Origin of the sequence: Delftia sp. Lp-1, assembly GCF_020523835.1 — a bacterium.
GTDB lineage: Bacteria > Pseudomonadota > Gammaproteobacteria > Burkholderiales > Burkholderiaceae_C > Comamonas > Comamonas acidovorans.
The window spans coordinates 1,191,470-1,217,053 of record NZ_JAJALJ010000001.1; the positions used below are offsets into that span (position 1 = coordinate 1,191,470).

The following is a 25,584-nucleotide window of genomic DNA, read 5'->3' on the forward strand; positions in this document are numbered from 1 at the left end:
ATTTGTCAATTTCTTCGGATTTCATCGGATTTGAATATGAAAGCTACCAAAGGTCGCAACGTGGTCGTGGTCGGCACCCAGTGGGGTGACGAAGGCAAGGGCAAGCTGGTGGACTGGCTGACCGAAAGCGCCCAGGGCGTGGTCCGCTTCCAGGGTGGCCACAACGCTGGCCATACGCTGGTCATCAACGGCGTGAAGACCGCACTGCACCTGATCCCCAGCGGCATCATGCGCCCCGGCGTGAAGTGCTACATCGGCAACGGCGTGGTGCTCTCTGCCGCCAAGCTGTTCGAGGAAATCGAAGGCCTGGAGAAGGCTGGCGTGCAGGTGCGTGACCGTCTGCGCGTGTCCGAAGCCTGCCCGCTGATCCTGCCCTTCCACTCGGCGCTGGACGTGGCGCGCGAAGCTGCGCGCGAGCAGGGCGGCACCGAGAAGATCGGCACCACCGGCCGTGGCATCGGCCCCGCCTACGAAGACAAGATTGCCCGCCGCGCACTGCGTGTGCAGGACCTCAAGTACCCCGAGCGCTTCGCCACCAAGCTGCGCGAACTGCTGGCTCTGCACAACCACATCCTGGTCAACGTGCTGGGTTCGAAGAACTTCACCTTCGGTGACGCGCTCAAGCCGTACATCAAGGATGGCGAAGTGCAATTCGACGCGGTGTACGAAGAAGCCATGCGCCATGCCGAGCTGCTCAAGCCCATGATGGCCGATGTCTCCCGCGAGCTGAACGCCGCGCACGCCGAAGGCGCCAACCTGCTGTTCGAAGGCGCGCAGGGCACGCTGCTGGACGTGGACCACGGCACCTATCCCTATGTCACCTCGTCCAACTGCGTCGCCGGCAATGCGGCTGCAGGCTCGGGCGTGGGCCCCGGCATGCTGCACTACATCCTGGGCATCACCAAGGCCTACTGCACCCGCGTGGGCGGCGGTCCTTTCCCCACCGAACTGGATTGGGAAAAGGAAGGCACGCCGGGCTGGCACATGAGCACCGTGGGCGCCGAAAAGGGCGTGACCACCGGCCGCTCGCGCCGCTGCGGCTGGTTCGACGCCGCGCTGCTCAAGCGCAGCGCCCAGGTCAACGGCCTGTCGGGCCTGTGCATCACCAAGCTCGACGTGCTCGACGGCCTGCAGGAACTGCTGCTGTGCGTGGGCTACGAGCTCGATGGCGAGAAGATCGACCTGCTGCCCATGGGCGCCGACGAGATCGCCCGCTGCAAGCCCATCTATGAGTCCATCCCCGGCTGGACCGATTCCACCGTGGGCGTGACCGACTACGACAAGCTGCCGGCCAATGCCCGCCGCTATCTGGAGCGCATCGAGGAAGTGACGGGCGTGCCCATCGCCATGGTTTCGACCAGCCCCGACCGGGATCACACCATCCTGATGCAAAACCCCTACGCCGCCCAGTGAACCACTGGCGGCTGAACCCCAAGATTGAACCAGGAGCCATTCCATGCTGACGGAAGACGGTCAACACCTGTATGTGAGCTACGACGAATACCACGGACTGATCGAAAAGCTCGCGATCAAAGTGCACCAGTCCGGCTGGGAATTCGACACCATTCTCTGCCTGGCCCGTGGCGGCCTGCGTCCCGGTGACATGCTCAGCCGCATCTTCGACAAGCCGCTGGCCATCATGTCCACCAGCTCCTACCGCGCCGAAGCCGGCACGGTGCAGGGCCATCTGGACATCGCGCGCTTCATCACCACGCCCAAGGGCGAGATCGCCGGCCGCGTGCTGCTGGTCGATGACCTGGCCGATTCGGGTCACACGCTGAACGCCGTGATCGCCATGCTCAAGACCAACTACCCGCCGATCACCGAGCTGCGCAGCGCCGTGATCTGGACCAAGGGCCTGTCGGCCTTCACGCCCGACTACTCGGTGGACTACCTGCCGACCAACCCCTGGATCCACCAGCCCTTCGAGCACTACGACACCCTGCGTCCCGAAAAGCTCATGGAGAAGTGGAAGATCTGATTGCCACTGCGCCTTCGGGTGCATGCCAGCGAAGGGAGCCTGTCGGCTCCCTTTTTCGTTGTGGCGGGTATTTCCATGCGCCGTTGTCATGCCTTGATGCAAGTCATGGATTGGCGCGCTTGCCGCGATATCTCGGGCCAACGTCGCGCAAATGTCGGTTTTTTGCACAGCAGCAAAAGCCGATGCCCCAGAGCGTCCGAGGGGCTGATTGGCGCAGCTACACTGCGCAGATTCTCAGAAGGTGGTGCTTTGTGAAACGTCTTTCCGTCGGGCGCTTGAGCGCGGCTGTGGCTTTGGTTGTGGGCGGCGGTGCGCTGGCCTGGCTGGCCGTGGCATCGCTGCCCGGATCCAAATCGGCCCGCGCGGCCTCGGCCACGTCTGCTGCCGTGCAGGCGCAAGCCGCATCGGCCCAGGCGGCCGCCGTTCCTGCCGCGCCGTCCGTTCCCTCGGCTACGGCCGCTCCCACGGCCCCGGTCGCGCGTGTCACGCCGCCACCGCAGACCCAAGGCCCCACACTCATCTTTGTGCTCAACTCGCTTGATGCCAACATCAGCATCGTGGACCCGGTCACCTGGCAGGAGACGGCCCGCATTCCCACGGGCAAGGAGCCGCATCACCTGTACCTCACGCCGGACGAGAAATCGCTGGTCGTGGCCAATGCGCTGGGCGACACCCTGACCCTGGTCGATCCGCGCACGGGCGAGGTGCAGCGCGTGATCCGCGACATCATCGACCCCTATCACCTGCGCTTCAGCCCGGACATGAAGTGGTTCGTCACGGCAGCCAACCGCCTCAACCACATCGACATCTACCGCTGGGATGGCCAGAACCCGCAGCTGGTCAAGCGCGTGCCCACAGGCAAGACGCCCAGCCATCTCTGGATCGATGCCAAGAGCACGACCATCTATTCCACCATGCAGGACAGCGATGCCCTGGTGGCCATCGACATTGCCACCCAGACCATCAAGGCCCGCGTGCCCACCGGCCCCATGCCGGCCGATCTCTACGGCAGCCCGGACGGCACCAAGCTGTTCATCGGTCTGACCGGCAGCGATGGCGTGGAAGTGTTCGACATCACCGGCCCCGAGCCGCGCAGCGTGGCCCGCATCAAGACAGCCGCTGGCGCCCACGCCATGCGCGCCGCCGGCGACGGCCGCCACCTGTATGTGAGCAACCGAGTGGCCAACACCATCAGCAAGATCGACATGCAGACCAACCAGGTCGTGGCCAGCTACCCGGCACCGGGCGGTCCCGACTGCATGGACGTTTCTGCCGACGGCCGCTACCTGCTGGTCAGCTCGCGCTGGGCGCGCAAGCTGTCGGTGATCGACACCGTGGAAAAGAAGGTGGTCCAGCAGGTCAAGGTCGGCAAGTCGCCGCACGGCGTGTGGACGCTGGCCCACGCGCAACGCTGATGGACCGCCGTCTCTTTGCGCAATCGCTGGCCGGTGCGGCGGCTTTCGGCCTGCTGCGCCCCGCCTTGGCGGCGGGGCAGGGCACAGGCTGTGCCAAGACCGTGTATCTGACCTTCGACACGGGCCACATGGGCATTGCCGACCTGGTGGCCGATGTGCTCAAGCGCCATGCGGTGCCAGTGACGTTTTTCGCGGCCAACGAGCCCACCCAGCAAGGCGATGGCAGCCTGGGCGAGACCTGGGCGCCCTGGTGGCGCGCACGCGCTGCCGAAGGCCATGAATTCGCCTCGCACACCTACGACCACATGTACTGGCGCGGTGATCTGCGCGCCTCGAAGAACGGGCCGGTCACGGGTTTTCGCGTGCGCCCCTCGGCAGGGCCTCGCGCCAACGAGAACTTCACGGTCGATGCGGCAGGCTATTGCGACGAGATCCGCCGATCCGCACAGCGGCTGCAGCAGATCACGGGGCGCAAGCCCCTGCCGCTGTTCCGTGCGCCCGGTGGCAAGACTTCGCCCGCGCTGCTGGATGCCGCGCGGCAGGGCGGCTACATGCATGTGGGCTGGGCCAGCGCGGGTTTTCTGGGCGATGAGCTGCCCAGCGACCGCTACCCGAATGCGCAGCTGCTGGCCCAGGCGCTCAAGAACATCCGCAGCGGAGACATCCTGCTGGCCCATCTGGGCATCTGGTCACGCAAGGACCCCTGGGCGCCGGCCGTGCTGGAACCTTTGGTCACGGGCCTGCTCAAGCAGGGGTTCTGCTTCCGCACGCTGCGGGAGCATCCCGACTATCGGGATTGGGTAGCAAAATTCGCATAGTGTCCGCGCGCGCAGCGCGGCGGGCGATGGGAGCGTGGTGTGGACTGGTGGATTCAGTGGTTCGGTAATGCGCAGCAGCGCCTGTTCGAGGGCGTTGTCCAGCCCCTGCTGTTCGGCCTGGGGCAGGCCAGCCTGCTGGAGGACGCCTATGGCGCCACGGGCTGGCTGCTGGTGGGCCTGCTGCAGATCTTCATCATGGTGGCGGTGATCGCGCCGCTGCAGTACTGGCGGCCCGTCGAGCCCGTCACCGACCGGCGCGCCATCCACGTGGACATCATCTACACCGTGGTCCACCGGCTGGGCCTGTTCCGGCTTGCCCTGTTCTTCACGCTGGACCCGCTGTGGGACGAGCTCATGGGCCGCCTGCATGTCTGGGGGCTGCCGAGCTTTCACCTCGACGGCGTGTGGCCCGGCGTCACCGACCTGGCCTGGGTCAGCCTGATCATCTACCTGCTGGCCTTCGACTTCCTGGACTACTGGATACACCGCGGCCAGCACAGCATCGGCTGGTGGTGGAAGCTGCATGCGCTGCACCACTCGCAGCGCCAAATGACGGTGTGGAGCGACAACCGCAACCACCTGCTCGATGATGTGATCCGCGACACCATCATCGTGCTCGTGGCCCAGCTCATCGGTGTGGCGCCGGGCCAATTCGTGGCCATCGTGGCCTTCACCCAGCTCAGCGAGAGCTTCCAGCATGCCAACCTGCGCGTCTGGTTCGGCAACATCGGAGAGCGGCTGTGGATCAGCCCGCGCTTTCACCGCCGCCACCACGCCATCGGCATAGGCCATGAGCCCATGGCGCCCGTGCGCAACAAGAAGGCGCATGGCAACAACTTCGGCGTGCTGCTGCCCTGGTGGGACATGCTGTTCGGCACGGCCAACTTCGAGCTGCGCTTCGATCCCACCGGCGTGCGCGACCAGGTCCAGCCCAATGCCCAGGGCCAGCTGCGCGACTACGGCCAGGGCTTTTGGGCCCAGCAATGGCGTGGGTTCCTAAGGTTGATGGGTCGCGCTTGAGGCTGGGCTCGGGGTATGCTTGCCGGCATGGGCTTGCTACTCGATTCCTTCTGGCGTGCGACGGCGTATTGCCTGCATAAGCGGGTGATTGCATGGTCGCTGTTTCCCTTGCTGTTCATGGCCATCACGGCCTGGCTGCTGGGCTATTTCTTCTGGGCCGATGCCGTCGTCTGGACGGAAGGGGTCCTGCAGGGCGTGGGCTGGCTGCACACCGTATGGTCCTGGATGGGCGTGCAATCGCTGCCCGAGCTGGTGGCGCCGGTGCTGGTCGTGCTCTCGGTCACGCCGGTGCTGGTCGTGGTCTCGCTGCTGCTGGTGGCGCTGTTCATGACGCCGGCCCTGGTCGAGCTGGTGGCCCAGCGGCGTTTTCCCGCGCTGGAGCGCAGGCAGGGCGCCACCCTGGTCGGCAGCCTGGTGTGGTCCGCAGGCTCTTCGCTGATTGCCTTGATCGCGCTGCTGGTTTCGGTGCCGCTGTGGTTCGTGCCGCCCCTGGTGGTGGTGATCCCGCCGCTGATCTGGGGCTGGCTGACCTACCGCGTCATGGCCTTTGACGCGCTCTCTGCCCATGCCAGCAAGCCCGAGCGCCGCAGCCTTTTCCTGCGCCACCGCCTGGCGCTGATGCTCATGGGCGTGGTCTGCGGCTATCTGGGCGCGGCGCCGGCCATTGTCTGGGCCTCCGGCGTGGTCTTCATCGCGGCCTTCTGGATACTGATTCCGGTGGCCATCTGGATCTATGCGCTGATCTTCGCCTTCTCCTCACTGTGGTTTGCCCACTTCTGCCTGGCCGCGCTGCAGCGCATGCGCGAGGAGGAACCGGCGCTGCCCGACACGCCCATCGTGCCCTACGCTCCCGACGCGCCGCTCGGAGCCGGCGCGGCCTCTCCCCCCTCCACCCCGCAAGAAAAGACCTCATGACCCTTCAAGTAGGCGCACTCATCATCGGAGACGAAATCCTGTCGGGCAAGCGTGCCGACAAGCACCTTCCCAAGCTGATCGAGCTGCTGGGCGCGCGTGGCCTGTCCCTGGCCCATGCCGAGTACGTGGGCGATGACCGGGCGCGCATCACCGACGCCCTGCGCCGCGCCTTCGCATCGCAGGCCGTGGTCTTCAGCTTTGGCGGCATAGGCGCCACCCCCGACGACCACACGCGCCAATGCGCGGCCGAGGCCCTGGGCGTGCCGCTGGCACTGCACCCGGAAGCCGTGGCCCTGATCCGCGAGCGCATGCGCGATGTGGCCACCGAAGAAGGCAAGCCCTACGAACCCCAGCGCGCCGACAACCTGCACCGGCTGCAGATGGGCAACTTCCCCGAAGGCGCGCGCATCATCCCCAACGTCTACAACAAGATCCCGGGCTTTTCCTGCTCGGGCACAGCGGGCACCGTGCACTTCGTGCCCGGTTTCCCTGTCATGGCCTGGCCCATGGTCGAGTGGGTGCTGGAGCAGCGCTACGCCAAGCATTTCCACAGCACGGTGCAGCGGGAGCATTCGGTCATCGTCTACGGCGGCATGGAGGCCACGCTGACGCCGCTGATGGTGGCCATAGAGCGCGACCACCCGGGCGTCAAGGTGTTCAGCCTGCCCAGCGTGGATGATTCCAAGCACGGCCGGCACATAGAACTTGGTGTCAAGGGCGAAGCTGGTGCCGTCACCAAGGCCTGGCCCACGCTGCTGGAAGGTTTGCACTCATTTGGTGCAAGTCTTGGCCCTGAATTGGTGCGCAATATCTGATTTACGGGTCAGCCCCTGAATCTGCACCGATTTGGTGAAGATGCCGGGCGGTGGATCGAATGCCGACAGGGGCCTCAATGTCATCCACAAGCCCTTCCCAAGGCGGCAGAATCACGGGGCTGGCGCGCCAAGCAGGTGCCAGTCTGCAGGCATGCACTCAATGGATGCAGCCTGGCACGCAAACTGCTTAAGAGTATTTATCTTTTTTGATCAGCCAGATTGGCAGGAGAGATCTGATGGCAAAGACCGTTGCAGACGTGTTGAACATGGTGAAGGAGAACGAGGTCAAATTCGTGGACCTTCGTTTTACGGACACCCGTGGCAAGGAGCAGCACGTCACGGTGCCGGTGTCGCACTTCGACGAAGACAAGTTCACCTCGGGCCACGCCTTCGACGGCTCGTCGGTGGCAGGCTGGAAGGGCATTGAAGCATCTGACATGCAACTGATGCCCGATCCCGCTACCGCGAACATCGACCCCTTCTTTGAAGAGACCACGCTGTTCCTGCAGTGCGATGTGATCGAACCCGGTGATGGCAAGGCCTACGACCGCGATCCCCGCTCCGTGGCCAAGCGCGCCGAAGCCTATCTGAAGGCATCGGGCCTGGGCGACACCGCCTACTTCGGACCCGAACCCGAATTCTTCATCTTCGACGGCGTGCGCTGGAACACCGAACCCGGCAGCACCTTCTACGAAATCGAAGAGTACGAAGCACCCTGGAATTCGGGCGCCAAGTTCGAATCCGGCAACCGCGGCCACCGTCCGCGCAACAAGGGCGGCTACTTCCCCGTGCCCCCCGTGGACAGCACCCAGGATCTGCGCGCCGAAATGGTGCTGCTGCTCGAACAGCTGGGCATTCCCGTCGAAGTGTTCCACCACGAAGTGGCAGGCGCCGGCCAGAACGAGATCGGCACCCGCTTCAGCACCCTGGTGGAGCGCGCCGACTGGACACAGGTCATGAAGTACGTGATCTGGAACGTGGCCAACACCTACGGCAAGACCGCCACCTTCATGCCCAAGCCCTATCCGGGCGACAACGGCTCGGGCATGCACGTGCACCAGTCCGTCTGGAAGGATGGCAAGAACCTGTTCGCAGGTGACGGCTACGCCGGCCTGTCCGACTTCGCGCTTTACTACATCGGCGGCATCATCAAGCACGCCCGTGCCCTGAACGCCATCACCAACCCCGGCACCAACAGCTACAAGCGTCTGGTTCCCGGCTTCGAGGCTCCGGTCAAGCTGGCCTACTCGGCCAAGAACCGCTCGGCATCGATCCGCATCCCCTACGTGGCCAACCCCAAGGGCCGCCGCGTCGAGGCACGCTTCCCCGATCCGCTGATGAACCCCTACCTGGGCTTCTCGGCCCTGCTGATGGCAGGTCTGGACGGCGTGGAAAACAAGATCCATCCCGGCGAAGCCGCGACCAAGGATCTGTACCACCTGCCCCCGGAAGAGGACAAGCTGGTGCCCACGGTCTGCCACAGCCTGGACCAGGCCCTGGAAGCGCTGGACGCGGACCGCTCGTTCCTGACCAAGGGCGGCGTGTTCTCGGACAGCATGCTCGATGCCTACATCGAGCTGAAGATGGGCGAAGTGACCCGGTACCGTCAGGCCGTGCATCCGGTCGAGTACGACATGTACTTCTCGCTGTAAGGCGAGTCGGCAAAAAGGCGGCGCAAGCCGCCTTTTTTGCTTTCGGCCAGGACCTGGGTATGCTGGGCGCGGAACCAAAAGAGGTTGGCCCGCTCAAGAAATGACGTCCAGCCCGGAAGATGGAGCGATACTTGCCCGGATAAGCTGGGCCCTTCCGATCTGGCTACCCGAGGGAATGGAATGAAGAAACTGTTTGTGTCACTGCTGCTGCCCCTGCTGTCGGTGGGAGCCTGGTCCCAGGACGTGATCTACCGCTGCGGCAACGAGTACACCAACAACGTCAGCCAGGCCAAGGCCAAGGACTGCAAGCCGGTGGATGGCGGGCATGTGACGGTGATCCATGGCGGCAGCAAGCCGGCGGCCTCGGGCGGCAGCCAGGCACCGCGCACCTCCGCCGCTCCGGCCGCAGGATCGCCCGCTCCGGCCAAGGTCAACAGCAGCGCCCAGAAGGCCCGCGACTCCGATGCGCGGACCATTCTGGAAAGCGAGCTGGCCCGCGCCCAGGAGAAGCTGACACAGCTGCGTCAGGAGTACAACGATGGCAATCCCCAGCGCACCGCATTGGAGTTGCGCAATCCCCAGGGCTATCTGGAACGTGTCGAGCAGCTCAAGAGCAGCATCTCGCGGCAGGAAGGCGATGTCGCCGGCATCCGCCGTGAGCTGGATCGACTTCCCAAGAACTGACGGGCCCGCGCGGCCCACCGGAGCCCGGCCATGATCCAGGACGACCGGCCGGCGCCCCCGGCCTCCTATCAGGCGCTTGACCTGCTGTGCACGCTGATGACCGTGCTCGACGAGCAGGGTGCCGTGCTTTTCGCCAACGCAGCTCTTGAGAACGCACTGGGCCTGTCGCGCCGCATGCTCGAAGGCAGCGAGCTGGCGGCCTGCTTCACCGAGCCTGCCTTGCTGGACAAGGCCTTGCGTGGCGCCCAGGACAACGACTTCGCGGCCCTGCGCTTCGAGGCCAGCTTGCACCGCGTGGGCGGCGATGCGCTGCCCGTGCACGTCACGGTCTCGCTGGCCGAGCGGCCCGGCCATGTGCTGGTCGAGTTCTGGCCGCTGGAGCAGCAGGCCCGCCAGGACCGCGAGGAGCGGCTGCGCGAGCAGGCCCAGGCACACAAGGAGCTGATCCGCAACCTGGCCCACGAGATCAAGAACCCGCTGGGCGGCATCCGTGGCGCAGCCCAGCTGCTGCAGATGGACCTGGACGCCCCCGAGCTGCGCGAGTACACCGAAGTCATCATCCATGAGGCCGACCGGCTGCAGGCGCTGGTGGATCGGCTGCTGGCGCCGCACCGCCATCCGCATGAGGTGGGCGACGTCAACATCCACGAAGTCTGCGAGCGCGTGCGCTCGCTGGTGCTGGTCGAGCATCCTGCCGGGCTGACCATCACGCGCGACTACGACATCTCCATCCCGGAGTTCCGGGGCGACAGCGCCCAGCTGATCCAGGCCGTGCTCAACATCGTCCAGAACGCCGCGCAGGCGCTGCAGGAGCGCATCGCCGCCGGTGATGCCGAGATCATTTTGCGAACGCGCGTGGCCCGGCAGGTAACTTTTGGTCGCCAGCGCTATCGGTTGGCATTGGAATTGCATGTGATCGACAACGGGCCAGGCGTTCCCGATGCCATCAAGGAGCGGATCTTCTATCCGCTGGTATCGGGAAGGGATGGCGGTTCGGGACTGGGGCTGACGTTGGCGCAGACCTTCGTGCAGCGCCACCAGGGGCTGATCGAATGTGAAAGCCAGCCGGGCCGCACGGATTTCCGCATCCTCATTCCCCTGCCTTGAGGCCCACGGAAGTCAACACTGCAACAAGGGAAGGATGCACCACCAATGAAACCGATCTGGATCGTGGATGATGACCCTTCCATCCGCTTCGTGCTGGAAAAGGCACTGGGCCGGGAAGGCTGGGCAACGCGCAGCTTCATCCAGGCGCGCGATGTGCTCACGGCACTGTCCGATGTCGATGCCGGCGACCCGGCGCGCCAGCCACCCCAGGTGCTGGTAAGCGACATCCGCATGCCCGGCGGCTCGGGGCTGGAGCTGCTCGAGCAGATCCGCGCCCAGCAGCCGGGCCTGCCCGTCATCATCATGACCGCGTACTCCGACCTGGACAGTGCCGTCTCGGCCTTCCAGCGCGGAGCCTTCGAATACCTGCCCAAACCCTTCGACCTGCCCAAGGCCGTGGAACTCATCCGACGCGCCGTCGAGGAAAGCCTGCGCGAGGATGTGGCCGAGGCCCAGGCCCCGCTGCAGGCCGAGATGCTGGGCCAGGCGCCTGCCATGCAGGACGTGTTCCGCGCCATCGGCCGGCTCAGCCAGAGCCAGGTCACGGTGCTGATCACGGGCGAGTCGGGCTCGGGCAAGGAACTGGTGGCGCGCGCGCTGCACAAGCACTCGCCCGTGGCGGGTGGCCCCTTCGTGGCCATCAACACCGCCGCCATCCCCAAGGACCTGCTGGAGTCCGAACTGTTCGGCCACGAGCGCGGCGCCTTCACGGGCGCCCAGACGCAACGGCGCGGACGCTTCGAGCAGGCCGAGGGCGGCACGCTCTTTCTCGATGAAATCGGCGACATGCCCTTCGACCTGCAGACGCGCCTGCTGCGTGTGCTGTCGGACGGGCACTTCTACCGCGTGGGCGGCCACCAGGCCGTCAAGGCCCATGTGCGCGTCATCGCCGCCACCCACCAGGACCTGGAGCAGCGCGTGCGCAATGGCGGCTTCCGTGAGGATCTGTTCCACCGCCTCAACGTCATCCGCCTGCGCCTGCCCGCGCTGCGCGAGCGCAACGAAGACGTGCCCATGCTGGCTCGCCACTTCCTGCAGCAAAGCGCGCGGCAACTGGGCGTGGAGCCCAAGCGCATGGGGGTCGATGCCATGCAGCGGCTGCAGACCTTCGCCTTCCCCGGCAACGTGCGACAGCTGGAGAACATCTGCCACTGGCTGACCGTCATGGCCCCTGCCCAGGTCATCTCGGTCAAGGACCTGCCCCCCGAGGTGCTGGGCGAAGCCGCCCCGCCCGTGGGCGGTGGCAACAGCGGCGTGCCTGCACCGGCCACGCTGCCGCATGCGCCGGCACCGCTGGCGGAAGAGGGCCTTGGCCGACTGGCCGTGCCCGTGTCCGCGCTGGCCCCGCCGCATGACACCGCCCTGGCCGCTTCCGACCTGGACTGGGTCCATCTGCTGGGGCAACAGGCGCGCCAGCTGCTGGAGCACACCCACGCCCAGGGGCATGGTGAAGTCTGGGACCAGCTGTCCCGCCGCTTCGAGGCGCAGCTGATCCGCTCGGCCTTGGCCGTCACCCACGGCCGCCGGGTCGAGGCCGCCCAGCGCCTGGGCATCGGCCGCAACACCATCACCCGCAAGCTGCAGGAGCTGGGCATGGACGAGGACGCCTTCGAGTAAGGCAAGCCGGCGGGCGGCCGGGCCCTTGCCTTGGCAAGGGTCCGGCTCCTACAGGCCGGCGCCCGGGGTGCTGACGGGCCGGGCCGCCCGGGCTTGGGACAATGGGGTCCTCTTCGCTGGAACGGCCTACGTCCCGACTTATCGTGCCCACAGTCCTCTCCAACCTCTGGCAAAAAGCCAAGCCCGCTCGTCCGGGCCTGATGTACCCATCGACACCGCGCACGCTTGGCGAGCCGGTCGATGCGTACTGGCATGACCGCTACTTCCTGGAGCCTTACTTCGTTGCAGGGCGTGGTTACGACCAATACCGTCCCGCCTACGCACTGGGCTGGAAAGCGTCACTTGAACCCGAGCACGCGCAGCAGGATTTCGACGATGTCGAATTCGAGCTTGAAGAGCGCTGGGAGCAGGTTCGGGGCAGCAGCCTGCTGCGTTGGAGCCAGGTGCGCGAGGCCGTCGAGGCCTCATGGCTGCAGGCGCGCCAGCGCACGCCCACACAGCCAGTGGCCACCACGTTGGAATTGCAGAGCACGGCCCTGCTCAATGCCGTGCTGGCCCTGGGCCGCCAGGCCCATGCACGCCTGGGTGAATGCATGGATCCCATGCCCCAGGGGCTGATCGGACAGGTGCTGGCGCGGCACTTCAATGCCAGCCAGATCCTCGTCGAAGACCTGGAACGTGCCATCGGCTCCAGCGGCGGCGTGGTCCTGCCCGTGCGCGACAGCCGTGCCGCACTGCGTCGCAACGCCTTCTGGGACGGGCTGCTGGGCAGGGAAGAGGGCGCGGACTACGTGCTGGACCAGGCCGAGTCCTGCCAGCAGCAATGGCTGAGCGCCTATGAGGCTGCCGAGCAGTCCCGTCTGCCGGGGCCGCTCAGCGAAGTGCTGCATCGCCAGTCCCTGATGCTGCGCGGGCAGATCGAGGCCATCCACTGGCTGCGTCGGTACATGCTGTAGCGCAAGTCTGAAAACCTAGCCCAGGGTCACGACGACCGGCGCATGGTCGCTGGGCTGAGGGTTCTTGCGCGGCGCGCGATCCACGCTGCAGGCGGTGACACTGGGGCGCAATGCCTCGCTGACCAGGATGTGGTCGATGCGCAGGCCCCGGTTCTTCTGGAAACCCAGCATCCGGTAGTCCCACCACGAATAGCTTTTCTCGGGCTGGTCGAACATGCGGAAGGCATCGGTCAGGCCCAACTGCAGCAGCGCCTGGAAATGCGTGCGCTCTTCCACCGTGTGGTGGATCGTGTCCTTCAGGCCGATGGGATCGTAGGAGTCGCGGTCCTCGGGCGCCACGTTGAAGTCGCCCACCAGCACCAGGCGCGGGTGGGTCGCCATTTCGCTTTTCACCCAGTCCTGCAGCGCCTGCAGCCAGCGCATCTTGTAGGCGAACTTGTCGGTGCCCGGCGCCTGCCCATTCACGAAGTAGCCATTGATCAGGCGCACCGGGCCGCCTTCGGCATCGAGGGTGCCGGCAATGATGCGGGCCTGCTCGTCATCCAGGCCCGGAATATTGCGCACCACGTCGTGCACCGGCGTGCGCGTCAGCCAGGCCACGCCGTTGTAGGTCTTTTGCCCATGGCTGACTGCGTGGTAGCCGGCCTCCTGCAGCGCCTGCAGCGGAAACTTGTCGTCGGTGAGCTTGAGTTCCTGCAGAGCCAGCGCATCGACAGGATTGGCCTGCAGCCAGGCCAGCACCTGCGGCAGGCGCACGGACAGGGAGTTGACGTTCCAAGTGGCGATTTTCATTTGAAGAATGGTCCTTTGATTTGATTGTCGCATCACGGGTGGCAAGGCTACGATCCTGAGACTGATCTGCCTGGAGGAGCTTTTGGGAGGGCACATCAGAACCGTCACACTCCATCGACAAGACTATTCAAGATGATGAACTGGCTCTCACAAGCCGCGCCCTGGCTGGCGCTGCTGGGCGCGATTCCCTTGCTGTATGCGCTCTCGCTGCTGCTGGCCACTTTGAACTGCATGCGCCTGCGCCTGCGTGCTGCGCCCATGGCCGTGGTGGAGCGCCAGGCGCTGGAGCCCGAATCACGGGCGGTGCTGGATGCCATGCAGCCGGAGTTGCAAGCCTTGGGCTTCACCTGGTGTGCCAGCCTGCAGGGCACGCATCCGCAGGCCATGGATCCCGACCTGCCTCTGGAGGTGGACTTGTTCGTCCATGCCGACGGGCGGGCCTGGGCGATGGTCCAGGCCGAACAGGCGGGAAGCGCCAGGCATGGCCGCACCGTGGGCTCCGTGACCTGGCTCACATTCTTTGCCGACGGGCGCAATTGGATGGGCTTCAATGGCCTACCTCAGACAAGCCTGCCTGCGCCGCCCGGCTGGACCTACCTGGACGATGCCCAGCCCGATACCGCATCGGCCTGGGCCGCCTACGCCGAGCGCCTGTCCGGCGACCGGGCTCCCGTGGTCCAGGGCCTTGACCAGGCGTTACAGCGCCTGGATGAGTGGGGCCGGAGCCAGGTCCCTGCACTGGTGGCCCAGGGCCGTGCGCTGCCTGCCGGGCCCGGATTCTGGCGGCTCAGCTGGCGCGAGTCGCTGCGGCTGGCCTGGCGCGCCTTGCGCCAGGTGCGCAAGGAAGACAGGCCGGTGCCCGCCAGCCCATCTGCCGGCGCATGCCTTCATGGGCCGCAGGTCCGGCAAGTGTCCGAGGCGCTGCGCTTTCGCTACCAGAAAGCCGTGCAGCGCGGGCTGGGCATGGCGCACAACCGCCACCGCAGTTTCTGGATCACGGCGGCGCTGTTCCTGGCAGCAGGCGCCGTGCTGTTTTCATGGGACATGGCGTGGATGCTTCTGGTGGTGATCGCCGTGCATGAAGGAGGGCATTGGCTGGCCATGCGTTGGGCGGGCTACCAGCGGCAATCCGTCTTCTTCATTCCTGGCCTGGGCGGCATGGCCACCGGAGAAAAGGCGGACGCCACGCCGCTGCAAAAAGTGGGCGTCTATCTGGCCGGTCCCATGCCTGGGCTGTTGCTGGCTGTGGGAGCGCTGGCTGCCGTAGGCTGGGGCCTGCTCCCGCAGCCACCCGCCTGGACCATGCAATTGCTGCTGCTGACCCTGGTCGTCAACGCCTTCAACCTGTTGCCCCTCACGCCTTTGGATGGCGGCCGCGTGGTGGAGAGCCTGCTGTTCGCTCGCCTGCCCGCAATGCGGCTGGTGTTTGCACTGGCGGGCATGGCCGCGCTGGGTGGGCTGGCCTGGTTCAGCCGGGACCCCCTGATCTCCATCCTCACCGGCGTGCTGCTGATGGGGCTGCCGTGGCAATGGCGGGTGATGCAACTGGAGCGGGCCGTGCATCGCACCCTGCACACGCTTCCTCAACAGGAGGCATGCCAGGCCCCGGTCAGTGAGGCCGATGCCGTACACCGCGCATTCGGCGTGCTGCAGCAACCCGCTTTTGCGCGCTGGCCCTTTGTCCGGCGCGCGGCCGTTGCAGGCGCGCTGCTGCCTGCCTTGCAATCGCGTGCGCCCGGTTGGGCCGAAGGCGCAGCGGGCCTGGCAATCTACCTGGCCTGCCTGCTGCTGCCGGTGGCCATGGTCATGGGCATTCATCAAGCTGCGCCGCAGGGGCGGCAGGTTCTTGCTGCGCTGTGGGATGTGGAGCTGTCTGCCCGCCGTGATTACGTACCGGAGCAGCACCTGGCCGAGATCGAGGCCCGCCTGGCCCAGGCCGACCAACTGCCCCCGTCTGCCCAAGAGCAACGGGTGGAGATCTACCTGGAGGCCGCCCGGGAACTGCAACTCATGGACGACCATCCTCCGGCCGAGGCGCGCGCCAAAGCGCTTTACCAATCGGCCTGGGCGATGACGCAGTCCCGGGCACAGAGTGATCTGCAGCGTGCCCATGCATTGAAAGGCATGGCCGACACGGCGGATACCGCCGAGCAGGCAACGAATTTGCGCCAGCAACTGGTGGCCGACCTGCAGGACGTGCAAGGCCCTGCACGCCGGGTGCTGGCCAGCGTGCAGGAAGTTCTTGCGTTCTGGGGACCGCCTGATCAGACCGTGGCGCAAAGGCTTGATCGGATGGTGCAAGCCGTGGAGATCCGCCGCGCCGACGCCGATGCGCCGGACGATTTCCTGCTGCTGCACGCGCGCATCAAGCTCGCCCGGTTGCTGGATGCCAGCGGCCACCCCGAAGCGGCGCAAGCCCAGTTGCAGGCCAATGTGATCGCGCTCCAGGCTGCGCTTCAGGCAGCGCCGCAAGCTGCGCATGCCGTGACTGCGGATTCGGCTCAACGCCGTGAATGGAAAATCTTCTCATTGATGCAGGCAGAAACCCTGCATGCCCGGTTCATGGCCGAGCACGGCCAGACTGGCGCTGCCGTGGCACTGGCCCGCCAAAGCGTGGAGCGCACCCCGCCGAAGAAGGCCGGCCACTACGCAGCCCAGGACAGCTGGATCGCCTGGCTCTGGATTGCCATAGGCATGGGTGATGCCGCTGAAGTGCGCCAGGCCCTGGCGCAACAGCTGCCTGCATCCCGTGCATATGCCGAAATCGGAATCGCCCAGGCCCGGCTGGCCGCCGCGCAACTGCTGAACGACGATGCCCTGCGCATGCAGGCACTGGCCGCGTTGCAACCGCTGTCCCAGGCGCGCCACGTTGCGCTGTGCAGGAGCCCGCGCGTGGCGCGCGACCTTCATAGCGACTGGCAAAACCTGGAGCGCAGGCTCCAGCACGAGTCTGCGCAGGCCGCAGGACTGTGCCCCCGATAGGTATCGTCGGGGAGCGCGCGCATGCCGGCAGCGCAGGGCCAGCTATCCGCAGGCCCTGATGAAACCCCACCGAAAGAGAGAACGCCGGGCCCTGCCCGCAGCATACGCAAATGCTTGATCTACTCGTCATTCACGCCACGCTGCGGCAGCGCGGCTGTCAGCCCTGGCTTCGGCCAGCGTATCGGCATGCGGGGCCGTTGACGTGATGGGGCCTGCCTCGCCACGACCTTCATGGCACCGGGCAGACCTTGAATCAGATTGATCTGATTTCATCTCGGATGAAAGGTGTCTACGATTGAAAATTTACCAAGGAAATGCGGCCTTGGAATTTTTTCATTATCCGGTGGTATTCAAAATGCATATATTCGTAGGTGTTTTTTGCAGAATAAACAAGGCTGTCATGATATTTATTTTGGCAATGATGGCCACCTCCGCATGGTCCGCATGCGCAATTAAAGAGACAACTGATGGGTCAGGCTATTACAAGTATGTGTTCAGTAATTTCAATCCTCCAGAATTCAATCCCAATGTGGCCAAGAACACGGTGATTTACTCAAAAACCGCTATAGCGGTACTGAGTAATGGGGTTGGCTATAGATTGATGAATTGTGATCCATCGGTCACGGGCTATATTGTAGGTAAATCTACACCAGTCAATAATATATACCCGACGACAGTCGATGGTATTGGCATGAGGGTTTCGACTAGATATGGTGCTGCGCCTGTAAGTACTGCGCAGTATTCCGATCACCCCGGATCTTTTGCATATCCACTTATCGATGTCACAGTTGAGTTGATCAAGACCGCAGATGGCGATATCACTGCAGGTGGCGTGCTGGACAGCGATTTCATGTACGAACGCGCGAATGATGCATTTGGCCAGCTTCTCGCTCAATACAACTTTTCCTCGCCCGTCGTCCTCCGGCCCAAGGTGCCCACCTGTACCCCACAGGCGCCGGAGCCCGTGCGCATGGCCCAGACTGTCACTCAAAAACTCACCTCAATCGGCTCAACCGGTGCTCCCCGCTCCTTCCTCATCTCGTTGTTGTGCAAGGGCGGCATCCCAGGTTCGTTGACCAACGCCTATGTCACGCTGACGGATGTGGCAAATCCTGGAAATATCGGCAATGCTCTGACCCTGTCCAAAACCTCGGTGGCAAAAGGTGTGGGTGTGCAGATCCGCAAGGATGACCAGATACTGGGCTTTGGCCCGGACTCCAATGCCGCCGGCAACAGGAATCAATGGTTTGCAGGGGCTGTTGCCTACGGGCAGGCGCGGTTGGATATCCCGCTGACGGCGCGCTATGTCAAGACCGGAGAGAACGTGACCATAGGCAGTGCCAATGCGGCGGCGACCTTCACCATCAGCTACCAGTAGTTCCCCCTGATCCCTTGCGCTTTCGGTCTGACCGCTGGCAGGCCATTCAGCGTGGTCAGGCAAGTCTGCGGTTGCGCGGCCATGCCCGCAGAATACGCAGATGCTTGATCTACTCGTCATTCACGCCACGCTGCCCGACGGCCGCCAGGACATGTCCATCGCCGTGCAGGGCGGGCGCATCGTCGAGGTCGCGGCGGGCCTTTCAGCGCCTGCCCACCAGGTGGTCGATGCACAGCACCAGCTGGTGTCGCCTCCCTTCGTCGATCCGCATTTCCACATGGATGCCACGCTGAGCCACGGCCTGCCGCGCGTCAACCGCAGCGGCACGCTGCTGGAGGGCATTGCGCTGTGGGGCGAGCTCAAGCCGCTGCTCACGGCCGAGGCGCTGATCTCGCGCGCGCTGGAGTATTGCGACTGGGCGGCGGCCAAGGGGCTGCAGGCCATCCGCAGCCATGTGGATACCAGCGACGCCCGCCTGCTGGCCGTCGATGCGTTGCTGGAGGTCAAGCGCCAGGTGGCTCCCTATATCGACCTGCAGCTGGTGGCGTTTCCGCAGGACGGCGTGCTGCGCTCGCCCGGCGGCGTCGCCAACCTGCGGCGGGCGCTGGACAAGGGCGTGGACGTGGTGGGCGGCATTCCCCACTTCGAGCGCACCATGGCCGAGGGTGCCGACAGCGTCAGGCTGCTGTGCGAGCTGGCGGCCGAGCGCGGCCTGCTGGTGGACATGCACTGCGACGAGTCCGACGACCCGCTGTCGCGCCACATCGAAACCCTGGCCTTCGAGGCGCAGCGCCTGGGCCTGCAGGGCCGCGTCACGGGCTCGCACTGCACCTCCATGCACAGCATGGACAACTACTACGTGAGCAAGCTGCTGCCGCTGATCTCCGAAAGCGGCGTGGCCGTGATTGCCAATCCGCTGATCAACATCACGCTGCAGGGCCGCCAGGACAGCTATCCCAAGCGCCGCGGCATGACGCGCGTGCCCGAGCTGCTGGCCGCAGGCGTCAACGTGGCCTTCGGCCATGACTGCGTGATGGACCCGTGGTACGGCATGGGCTCGGGCGACATGCTGGAGGTCGCCCACATGGGCCTGCATGTGGCGCAGATGACCAGCCAGGACGGCATGCGCGACTGCTTCGACGCCGTGACCACGCGCGCGGCGCGTGTGATGCACCTGGACGGCTATGGCATCGAGGCCGGCTGCGATGCCAGCTTCGTGCTGCTGCAGGCGCGCGATGCGGCCGAGGCGATACGGCTGCGCGCCACGCGCCTGAAGGTGTTCCGCAAGGGCCGGTTGCTGGCCGAGGCGCCTGCTGCAACGGCTGCGCTGCATCTGCCGGGCCGCCCGGCAAGAATCGACTGGCGGCGCTGAACCGGCGCCGGCCTCAGGCGCCGGCCAGGCTGGCCTCGCGCACGATGGCCTGCAGGGCCACCAGGTCCCTCACCACCAGGCCCTGGGCTTCCACGCGAATGCAGGCGTCGCGCTCCATGCGCTTGAGTTCCTGGTTCACGCGCTGGCGCGAGGCGCCCAGCAACTGGGCCAGCTCCTCCTGCACCAGTTGCAGGCCTATGCGCAGCTCGCGCGGGTCGTCCAGCACCTGTGTGCCGTAGCTGCGCGACAGGTGCAGCAACTGCTTGGCCAGGCGTGCGCGCAGGGGCAGGGTGTTGAGATCTTCCACCAGCCCGTAGGTCTGGCGTATGCGGTGGGCCTGCAGGCGCAGCAGGGCATCGTAGAACTCCACATGCGTGGCCAGGATGGCGTGAAAGCTGTCCTTGTCCACGCACAGCAGCGTGGTGTCCCCGTGGGCATAGGCATCGCGCGTGCGGGGCTCGTCAAGAAAGGTGGACATGGCGCCGAACCAGGCACCCGGCTCCACATAGGCCAGCGTGGTCTGCCGACCCGACAGGCTGGTAGAGCTCATGCGCACGGCGCCCTGCGCACAGGCATACCACCTGTGCGGCACATCGCCGCGTGCATAGATCAGTGCCCCGTCCTTGAGCCGCCGGACCGTGGTCTGGCGCAGGATGTCATGGCGCAGCGAGGGCGAAAGGCTGCAGAACCACTGGCCGGAATTGATGGCCTCGCGCTCGGCGGGGGTGAGCATGGGCTCGTGGGTACTCGTTTGCAAACCGCTTGTCTCCAATCGGCCGCAATTTTAGGGCGTGCGGGGATGGCAATGGCCACGCAGATGCTCGCTCCCCGCATGGAGCCCGGCTCCTGGAGCCTTCGCCTGGGTTCAGCGGTAGCTCGTGCCGGGCAACGCGGAATACGGTCCGTCAACGTAGCGTGCAGCCCTGCCTGCCATAGAGAAATCCGGAGGTTGTCCACCGACTGCGCTTTCCAAGTGTCTTGGCCGAGTGGGATGAGCATGAAGATTTTCGGAATTACCCTGTATTGGAGATGAAGTTTGAGTGTGCAGAATTTGGCGGCTCTGTCGGCATTCATTTCAGGTACTGAAGAAATCGGAGGGAGTCATGGCGGTAAAGACTTTGCTGATCGGCCCGGTGCTTTCGTTCCGGGGCGTCAGTGGCGATGGCGGCACCTGGAAAGTGACCGCGCTCATTGGGGTGGACGAAACCGTGGCGCTACCCGTGCTGAGGGTGGAGGGCCGTGATTGCCAGCCTCCGCTTGAATTGCTGCTGCACAAAGGCCAGCGCACGCTGAGATACGACCTTTCCTGCCCCTTGCAAGAAGACGAGCGGCGGGTGGAGTTCGGCATCAAGGGCGGCATGAAATGGTCATTCACCGTTCCGGGAAAGGCCGATGCACCGCGCGTGGCCTATGTGTCGTGCAACGGATTTTCGGACCCTGCCGGAATGCGCAAGCTCGTGCGGCCGGAAAACGCGGTCTGGGAAGACTTGCTGTACAGCCATGACAGGCGCCTGCGCGACCCCCAGCGCGAAAAGCTGTTGGACAAGGAGCAGCTTTGGCACGAAGAGCGGATACACGACCGCGACCTGCAGCGTTTCCATCTGATGCTGATGGGCGGTGACCAGATCTATTTCGACTCCATCTGGGAGAAGATCGATGCGCTCAAGCAATGGGTGCGCCTGCCAAGGGAAAAACAGCTCCATTTCGAGGTGAGCGAGGCGCTCGAGCGCGAAATCGGCAACTACTACCTTGAACTCTATGCCGAGCGCTGGCTGCCCCGTGACCGTGGTCCCTGGCATGCAAAGCAGCCAAGCTGGGATGCCGCAGATGCCATGGCGCGCATCCCCACCGTCATGATGTGGGACGACCATGACATCTTCGATGGCTGGGGCTCCTATAGCTGCGAAATGCAGCATTCCCCTCTGTTCCGCATTCTTTTTCGCCATGCGCGTCGTGCATTCTGGGTGTTCCAGATGCAGCATGCGCTGAAGGATCTGCCCGAACTGCAGGACGCGACGCCCGGCGGCTTTTCCGTCAAGGATCCGATCTACAAGGAGATCGATTGGTCCGAGCTTCTGCACGGCGATGCCCTGGCCCTGCCGCTGCTGGATCGGCAGCCAGGTTTTTCATGCGCCTACAGGCTGGGGCCTCTTGCGCTGGTCGCTGCGGACCTGCGCACTGAGCGATCGAGAACGCAGGTGCTGGGTGAATCCGCCTGGTCCCGACTTAAGGGGTGGCTTGCAAGCCTTGATGGACCGGATACGCAGGTGCCCGTGCAGCACCTGCTGTTCATGTCTTCGGTGCCGGTCGTGCATCCCAAGCTGTCGCTGGCGGAGGGTCTGCTGGACACCTTTGGCCAGGACCATGTCATTGACAGCAATGCTGACGATCTCAAGGACCATTGGTCGCACGACGACCATGAGGGCGAGCGCAAGCGCCTGCTGGAAGTGCTGTCGGGCTTGGCCCGTGACAAGAGGCTGCGCGTGTCCCTGGTGTCTGGCGACGTGCATGTGGCGGCTTGGGGTATTGCCTACCGGCGCGACATTCAGTCTACGCAGACTTGGGCCCAGATCCAGCAGTTCACCTCTTCGGCGGTTGTGCACCCTTCGCTGATGGGGGTGGCAGAGCGGTTGTTTCTGTTCATGCTCAACAGCACGGCAAGCAAGCCACAGGATATTGATGTGCAGTACACCGTGAAGATGATGCTGTTCCCTGGTCACAACAAATACGTGATGCCCGCGAGGAACTGGCTGGCGCTTGAGTTGGATGCCGGATCGAGCGGCGGGAGCAAACTGTGGGCCACCTGGCGCTGCGAGACGGAGACTGGCTTTTCCAACCATCTGCAGGCTGTGCAGCCTGCGGCAGATTGAACGTGCTGCGGGGCTGTATGGGAGGGGCGCTCCGGCCTTTCAGCGCCCCCAGCGCAGCACCAGCGGATCGAGCCGCCGTGCAATGTCCAGCAACTGGCGGCGCACCTCGGGGTGCATGGGCGGCCAGGGCGCGCGCGGCGCGTCGCAGGCGATCACGCCGCCGGCCTTCATCAGCGCCTTGGCGGCCAGGAAGCCGGCCTGGCGGTTTTCGTGGTTAATCAGGGGCAGCCAGCGCTGGTAGAGGGCGAATGCGGTGTCGGGGTCGCCGTTTCTGTGGGCTTCGATGATGGGGCGTATGCCGTCGGCAAAGCCGCCGCCCGTCATCGATCCCGTCGCGCCGGCCTCCAGGTCGGCCAGCAGGGTGATGGCTTCCTCGCCATCCCAGGGGCCTTCGATGGCCTCGCCGCCCAGGGCGATGAGTTCGCGCAGCTTGCCGGCGGCGCCTGCGGTTTCCATCTTGAAGTAGCAGACCTGCTCGATCTCGCGGGCCATGCGCGCGAGGAAGGCGGGGGACAGCGGCGTGCCTGCGGCCGGCGCGTCCTGCACCATGATGGGAATGGCGATGGCATCGGACACGGCCTGGAAGAAGGCCTGGATCTGGGGCTCGCCGAAGCGGAAGGTGGCGCCATGGTAGGGCGGCATGACCATCACCATGGCCGCACCCATGTCCTGCGCGCGGCGGCTTCGCTCGGCGCACACGCGCGACGAGGTGTGCGTGGTGGTGACGATCACGGGCACGCGGCCCGCCACATGCTCCAGCGCCGTGCGCGTGAGGACCTCGCGCTCGTCATCGGCCAGCAGGAACTGCTCGGAGAAGTTGGCCAGGATGCACAGGCCGTCCACGCCCGAGTCGATCATGAAATTCAGGCAGCGCCTTTGGCTGGCCAGGTCCAGCGTGCCGTCCTCGTGGAAGGTGGTGGGGACCACGGGGAAGATGCCGCTGTAGCGCGGCCGAGAAATTCCGGGCATGGCGTGCTCCCTCATTCGACGATGCGGAACTGGTCCAGGTACTCGGTCTTGAGCGTGAGGCCCAGGCCCGGCACATCGTCCCTGAGCTGCAGGAAGCCGTTCTCGGCCACGGGCTCGCCGTCGAAGATGTACCAGAACAGCTCGTTGCCCACCTCCACGTCGAAGATGGGGAAGTACTCGGCCATGGGCGAGGCCAGCGTGCTCATGGTCAGGTGGTAGTTGTGCATCTGGCCCGCATGCGGGATGACGGGCACGCTGAACGCCTCGCACAGCGCGTTGATCTTGTGCGCCGCCGTGATGCCGCCCACGCGGTTGGTGTCGTACTGCACGACGCTGACGGCCTTCTTGTCCAGCAGCTGCTTGAAGCCGTAGAGGCTGAACTCGTGCTCGCCGCCCGAGATCGGAATGCTGGTGAGCCGGTTGAGTTCGGCGTAGCCGTCGATGTCGTCGGCGATCACGGGCTCCTCCAGCCAGCGCGGCTCGAACTTCTCCAGCTTGGGCAGCATGCGCCTGGCGTACTCCAGGTTCCAGCCCATGTAGCACTCCAGCATCAGGTCGCAGTCGTAGCCTATGACCTCGCGCACGGCCTCGACCGAGCGCAGGTTCTCGCGCACGCCTTCCTGCAGATGGGCCGGGCCGTAGCCGAAGCGCATCTTGAAGGCCTTGAAGCCCTGGTCCAGGAATTTCTGCGCCTCTTCCTGCATGGCCTTGAGGTCGGTGCGGTAGAGCTTGCTGTAGTAGCAGGGAATCCTTTCCTTGGTGCGCCCGCCCAGCAGCTTGAACACAGGCTTGTTCACGCTCTTGCCCAGGATGTCCCAGATGGCCAGGTCCACGGCCGAGATGGCGGCCATGGTCACGCCCTTGCGGCCCCAGGCGTGCGTGGCGCGGTACATGCGCTGCCACAGGTACTCGTAGTCCCAGGGGTCGTGGCCGATGACCAGGGGCGCCAGGTACTCGTCGATGATGGCCTTGGCTATGCGCGGCGCCAGCGCCACGTTGCCCAGGCCGACGATGCCGTCGTCGGTCTCGATCTCCACCACCGTCCAGGAATGGAAGCGGAAGGTGGACATGGTCTCCTGCGGCGCATAGAGCAGGTCCATGGCGTTGGAGCAGAAGTTGCCCTGGGGCGGCACGGTCTTGCCTTGCCATTCGTAGACGCGGGCGCGGACGGATTTGATTTTCATGATGGTGATGGCGAGGGAGTGAAGTCAGTCAGGACAGGCGCGCGGCGCCCATGCGGCAGGCGATCAGAAAGGCCTGCCAGGTTGCCTCCACGCTGGCCCGGCCCTGGCCCGCGATGTCATAGGCCGTGCCGTGGGCAGGCGTGGTGATGGGGATCGGCAGGCCGCCCTGCACGGTCACGCCGCGCGAGAAGCCCAGCAGCTTGATGGCGATCTGGCCCTGGTCGTGGTACATGGTCACGATGGCCTGGTACTCGCCCGCCTGGGCCTTCAGGAAGATGGTGTCGGCCGGGAAGGGTCCGTGGAACGGATCGGGCGTGGGCCAGTCGCGGGCCTGCAGCGTGCGCACGGCCGGCGCGATGATGTCGATCTCCTCGCGCCCGCAGGTGCCGCCATCGCCGTTGTGTGGGTTGAAGCCCGCAATCGCCACCTTGGGGGCCGCCATGCCGCTGGCCAGCAGCGCGCGGTAGATCAGCTCGGCCGCCTGCGCGATGCGCTCCTGGCTCAGATAGCCGGCCACGTCCCTGAGCGGCACATGCGACGAAATGCGCGAGGTCCACAGATCGCCCAGCGTATTGAATTCGCAAAAATAGCCGGTCACGCCCAGGTGCTCGGCAAAGTGGTGCAGCTCGTCCTCATGGCGCAGGCCGCCCAGCTTCATGGCCTGCTTGTTGAGCGGCGCAAAGCAGATGGCGTCGATCTGGCCGGCCTGGGCCGCGTCCATGCACCGGTCCAGCACCTGCAGCACCGAGCGCCCGCCTGCGGCTTCGGCACGGCCCTGGTGCACGGCATCGGGGGCCACCGTGTCCAGGGCCAGGAAGGCGGGCAGGGCGGTATCGGTGCGGCCCCTTGCATGGGCCATGCTGGCGATGGGTGTGGTGGGCACCTGCAGGCCCGCGATGCGCTGGCCCTGCTGCCACAGCCAGGGGTCGCCGGCCAGCACGATGTTGGCCTTTTGCATGGCCTCGGGCCGCGCCAGCAGGCGTGCGATCAGTTCGGCGCCTATGCCGGCGGGATCGCCCAGGGTCAGGGCGACGACGGGAAGTTCGGATGCGGGCAT

General features: G+C 65.3%; 21 protein-coding genes. 16 read left to right on the forward strand and 5 right to left on the reverse strand.

Annotation, left to right across the window (positions count from 1 at the left end):
* Positions 1-36 precede the first annotated feature (36 nt).
* The 12 genes from LGR64_RS05220 to LGR64_RS05275 all read left to right on the forward strand — a co-directional run bounded on the left by LGR64_RS05220 (position 37) and on the right by LGR64_RS05275 (position 12,980).
* Complete coding sequence (locus LGR64_RS05220; RefSeq protein ID WP_012206808.1) at positions 37-1,413, forward strand: adenylosuccinate synthase; 1,377 nt, start codon at positions 37-39, stop codon at positions 1,411-1,413.
* Positions 1,414-1,456: 43 nt separating this feature from the next.
* A complete protein-coding gene (locus tag LGR64_RS05225) occupies positions 1,457-1,981 on the forward strand; it encodes a phosphoribosyltransferase (protein ID WP_012206807.1) in 525 nt (174 codons plus the stop codon).
* Between the two features lie 182 nt (positions 1,982-2,163).
* The gene (locus LGR64_RS05230) at positions 2,164-3,396 is read left to right on the forward strand and encodes a YncE family protein (RefSeq protein ID WP_442873802.1); all 1,233 of its coding nucleotides are present in this window, start codon (positions 2,164-2,166) and stop codon (positions 3,394-3,396) included.
* Complete coding sequence (locus tag LGR64_RS05235) at positions 3,396-4,214, forward strand: polysaccharide deacetylase family protein (RefSeq protein WP_013801176.1); 819 nt, start codon at positions 3,396-3,398, stop codon at positions 4,212-4,214. The genes LGR64_RS05230 and LGR64_RS05235 overlap by 1 nt, the downstream gene beginning before the upstream one ends.
* Positions 4,215-4,253: 39 nt before the next feature.
* The gene (locus tag LGR64_RS05240) at positions 4,254-5,234 is read left to right on the forward strand and encodes a sterol desaturase family protein (protein WP_230355054.1); all 981 of its coding nucleotides are present in this window, start codon (positions 4,254-4,256) and stop codon (positions 5,232-5,234) included.
* Positions 5,235-5,249: 15 nt separating this feature from the next.
* Complete coding sequence (locus LGR64_RS05245) at positions 5,250-6,149, forward strand: EI24 domain-containing protein (RefSeq protein ID WP_043782572.1); 900 nt, start codon at positions 5,250-5,252, stop codon at positions 6,147-6,149.
* Positions 6,146-6,964 (forward strand): competence/damage-inducible protein A, encoded by an 819-nt coding sequence (locus LGR64_RS05250; RefSeq protein WP_099733073.1) that lies wholly within the window; start codon positions 6,146-6,148, stop codon positions 6,962-6,964. The genes LGR64_RS05245 and LGR64_RS05250 overlap by 4 nt, the downstream gene beginning before the upstream one ends.
* Before the next feature lie 236 nt (positions 6,965-7,200).
* Entirely contained in the window at positions 7,201-8,616 is a 1,416-nt protein-coding gene (gene glnA, locus LGR64_RS05255) for a type I glutamate--ammonia ligase (protein WP_012206801.1), read from the forward strand.
* Positions 8,617-8,796: 180 nt separating this feature from the next.
* Entirely contained in the window at positions 8,797-9,300 is a 504-nt protein-coding gene (locus LGR64_RS05260) for a hypothetical protein (RefSeq protein ID WP_013801180.1), read from the forward strand.
* Between the two features lie 30 nt (positions 9,301-9,330).
* Positions 9,331-10,407, forward strand: a complete 1,077-nt coding sequence (gene glnL, locus LGR64_RS05265; protein ID WP_012206799.1) for a nitrogen regulation protein NR(II) — start codon at positions 9,331-9,333, stop codon at positions 10,405-10,407.
* Positions 10,408-10,452: 45 nt separating this feature from the next.
* Positions 10,453-12,024, forward strand: a complete 1,572-nt coding sequence (gene ntrC / locus LGR64_RS05270) for a nitrogen regulation protein NR(I) (protein ID WP_230355055.1) — start codon at positions 10,453-10,455, stop codon at positions 12,022-12,024.
* A 143-nt stretch (positions 12,025-12,167) separates the two neighbouring features.
* Complete coding sequence (locus LGR64_RS05275) at positions 12,168-12,980, forward strand: hypothetical protein (protein WP_230355056.1); 813 nt, start codon at positions 12,168-12,170, stop codon at positions 12,978-12,980.
* A gap of 15 nt (positions 12,981-12,995) precedes the next feature.
* Here the strand turns inward: LGR64_RS05275 and xth are convergent, their stop codons facing one another.
* The gene (xth, locus tag LGR64_RS05280) at positions 12,996-13,772 is read right to left on the reverse strand and encodes an exodeoxyribonuclease III (protein WP_230355057.1); all 777 of its coding nucleotides are present in this window, start codon (positions 13,770-13,772) and stop codon (positions 12,996-12,998) included.
* 135 nt (positions 13,773-13,907) lie between these two features.
* Between xth and LGR64_RS05285 the strand changes: the two genes are divergently transcribed.
* From LGR64_RS05285 to LGR64_RS05295, 3 genes are all read left to right on the forward strand, one after another.
* The gene (locus tag LGR64_RS05285; protein ID WP_230355058.1) at positions 13,908-16,754 is read left to right on the forward strand and encodes a site-2 protease family protein; all 2,847 of its coding nucleotides are present in this window, start codon (positions 13,908-13,910) and stop codon (positions 16,752-16,754) included.
* 295 nt (positions 16,755-17,049) lie between these two features.
* Positions 17,050-18,132: a fimbrial protein gene (locus LGR64_RS05290; RefSeq protein ID WP_230355059.1), complete on the forward strand. Its 1,083-nt coding sequence runs from the start codon at positions 17,050-17,052 to the stop codon at positions 18,130-18,132.
* Between the two features lie 100 nt (positions 18,133-18,232).
* Entirely contained in the window at positions 18,233-19,504 is a 1,272-nt protein-coding gene (locus LGR64_RS05295; protein ID WP_230355060.1) for an amidohydrolase family protein, read from the forward strand.
* 13 nt (positions 19,505-19,517) lie between these two features.
* On the opposite strand, the gene LGR64_RS05300 is transcribed toward LGR64_RS05295, so the two are convergent.
* Positions 19,518-20,237: a Crp/Fnr family transcriptional regulator gene (locus tag LGR64_RS05300; protein WP_230355061.1), complete on the reverse strand. Its 720-nt coding sequence runs from the start codon at positions 20,235-20,237 to the stop codon at positions 19,518-19,520.
* Positions 20,238-20,607: 370 nt separating this feature from the next.
* On the opposite strand from LGR64_RS05300, the gene LGR64_RS05305 reads away from it, so the two are divergent.
* Positions 20,608-22,374, forward strand: a complete 1,767-nt coding sequence (locus LGR64_RS05305; RefSeq protein WP_141834447.1) for an alkaline phosphatase D family protein — start codon at positions 20,608-20,610, stop codon at positions 22,372-22,374.
* A gap of 39 nt (positions 22,375-22,413) precedes the next feature.
* Here LGR64_RS05305 and LGR64_RS05310 read toward each other — a convergent pair whose 3' ends face one another.
* Genes LGR64_RS05310 through LGR64_RS05320 form a run of 3 tightly spaced genes read right to left on the reverse strand, consistent with a single transcriptional unit; the run spans position 22,414 to position 25,584 of the window.
* Positions 22,414-23,343 (reverse strand): dihydrodipicolinate synthase family protein, encoded by a 930-nt coding sequence (locus tag LGR64_RS05310; RefSeq protein ID WP_141834450.1) that lies wholly within the window; start codon positions 23,341-23,343, stop codon positions 22,414-22,416.
* 11 nt (positions 23,344-23,354) lie between these two features.
* Positions 23,355-24,527, reverse strand: coding sequence for an L-rhamnonate dehydratase (locus tag LGR64_RS05315; protein WP_017404352.1), 1,173 nt, complete (start codon positions 24,525-24,527; stop codon positions 23,355-23,357).
* 28 nt (positions 24,528-24,555) lie between these two features.
* On the reverse strand, positions 24,556-25,584 hold the full coding sequence (locus tag LGR64_RS05320) for a 4-hydroxythreonine-4-phosphate dehydrogenase PdxA (protein ID WP_141834453.1): 1,029 nt from the start codon (positions 25,582-25,584) through the stop codon (positions 24,556-24,558).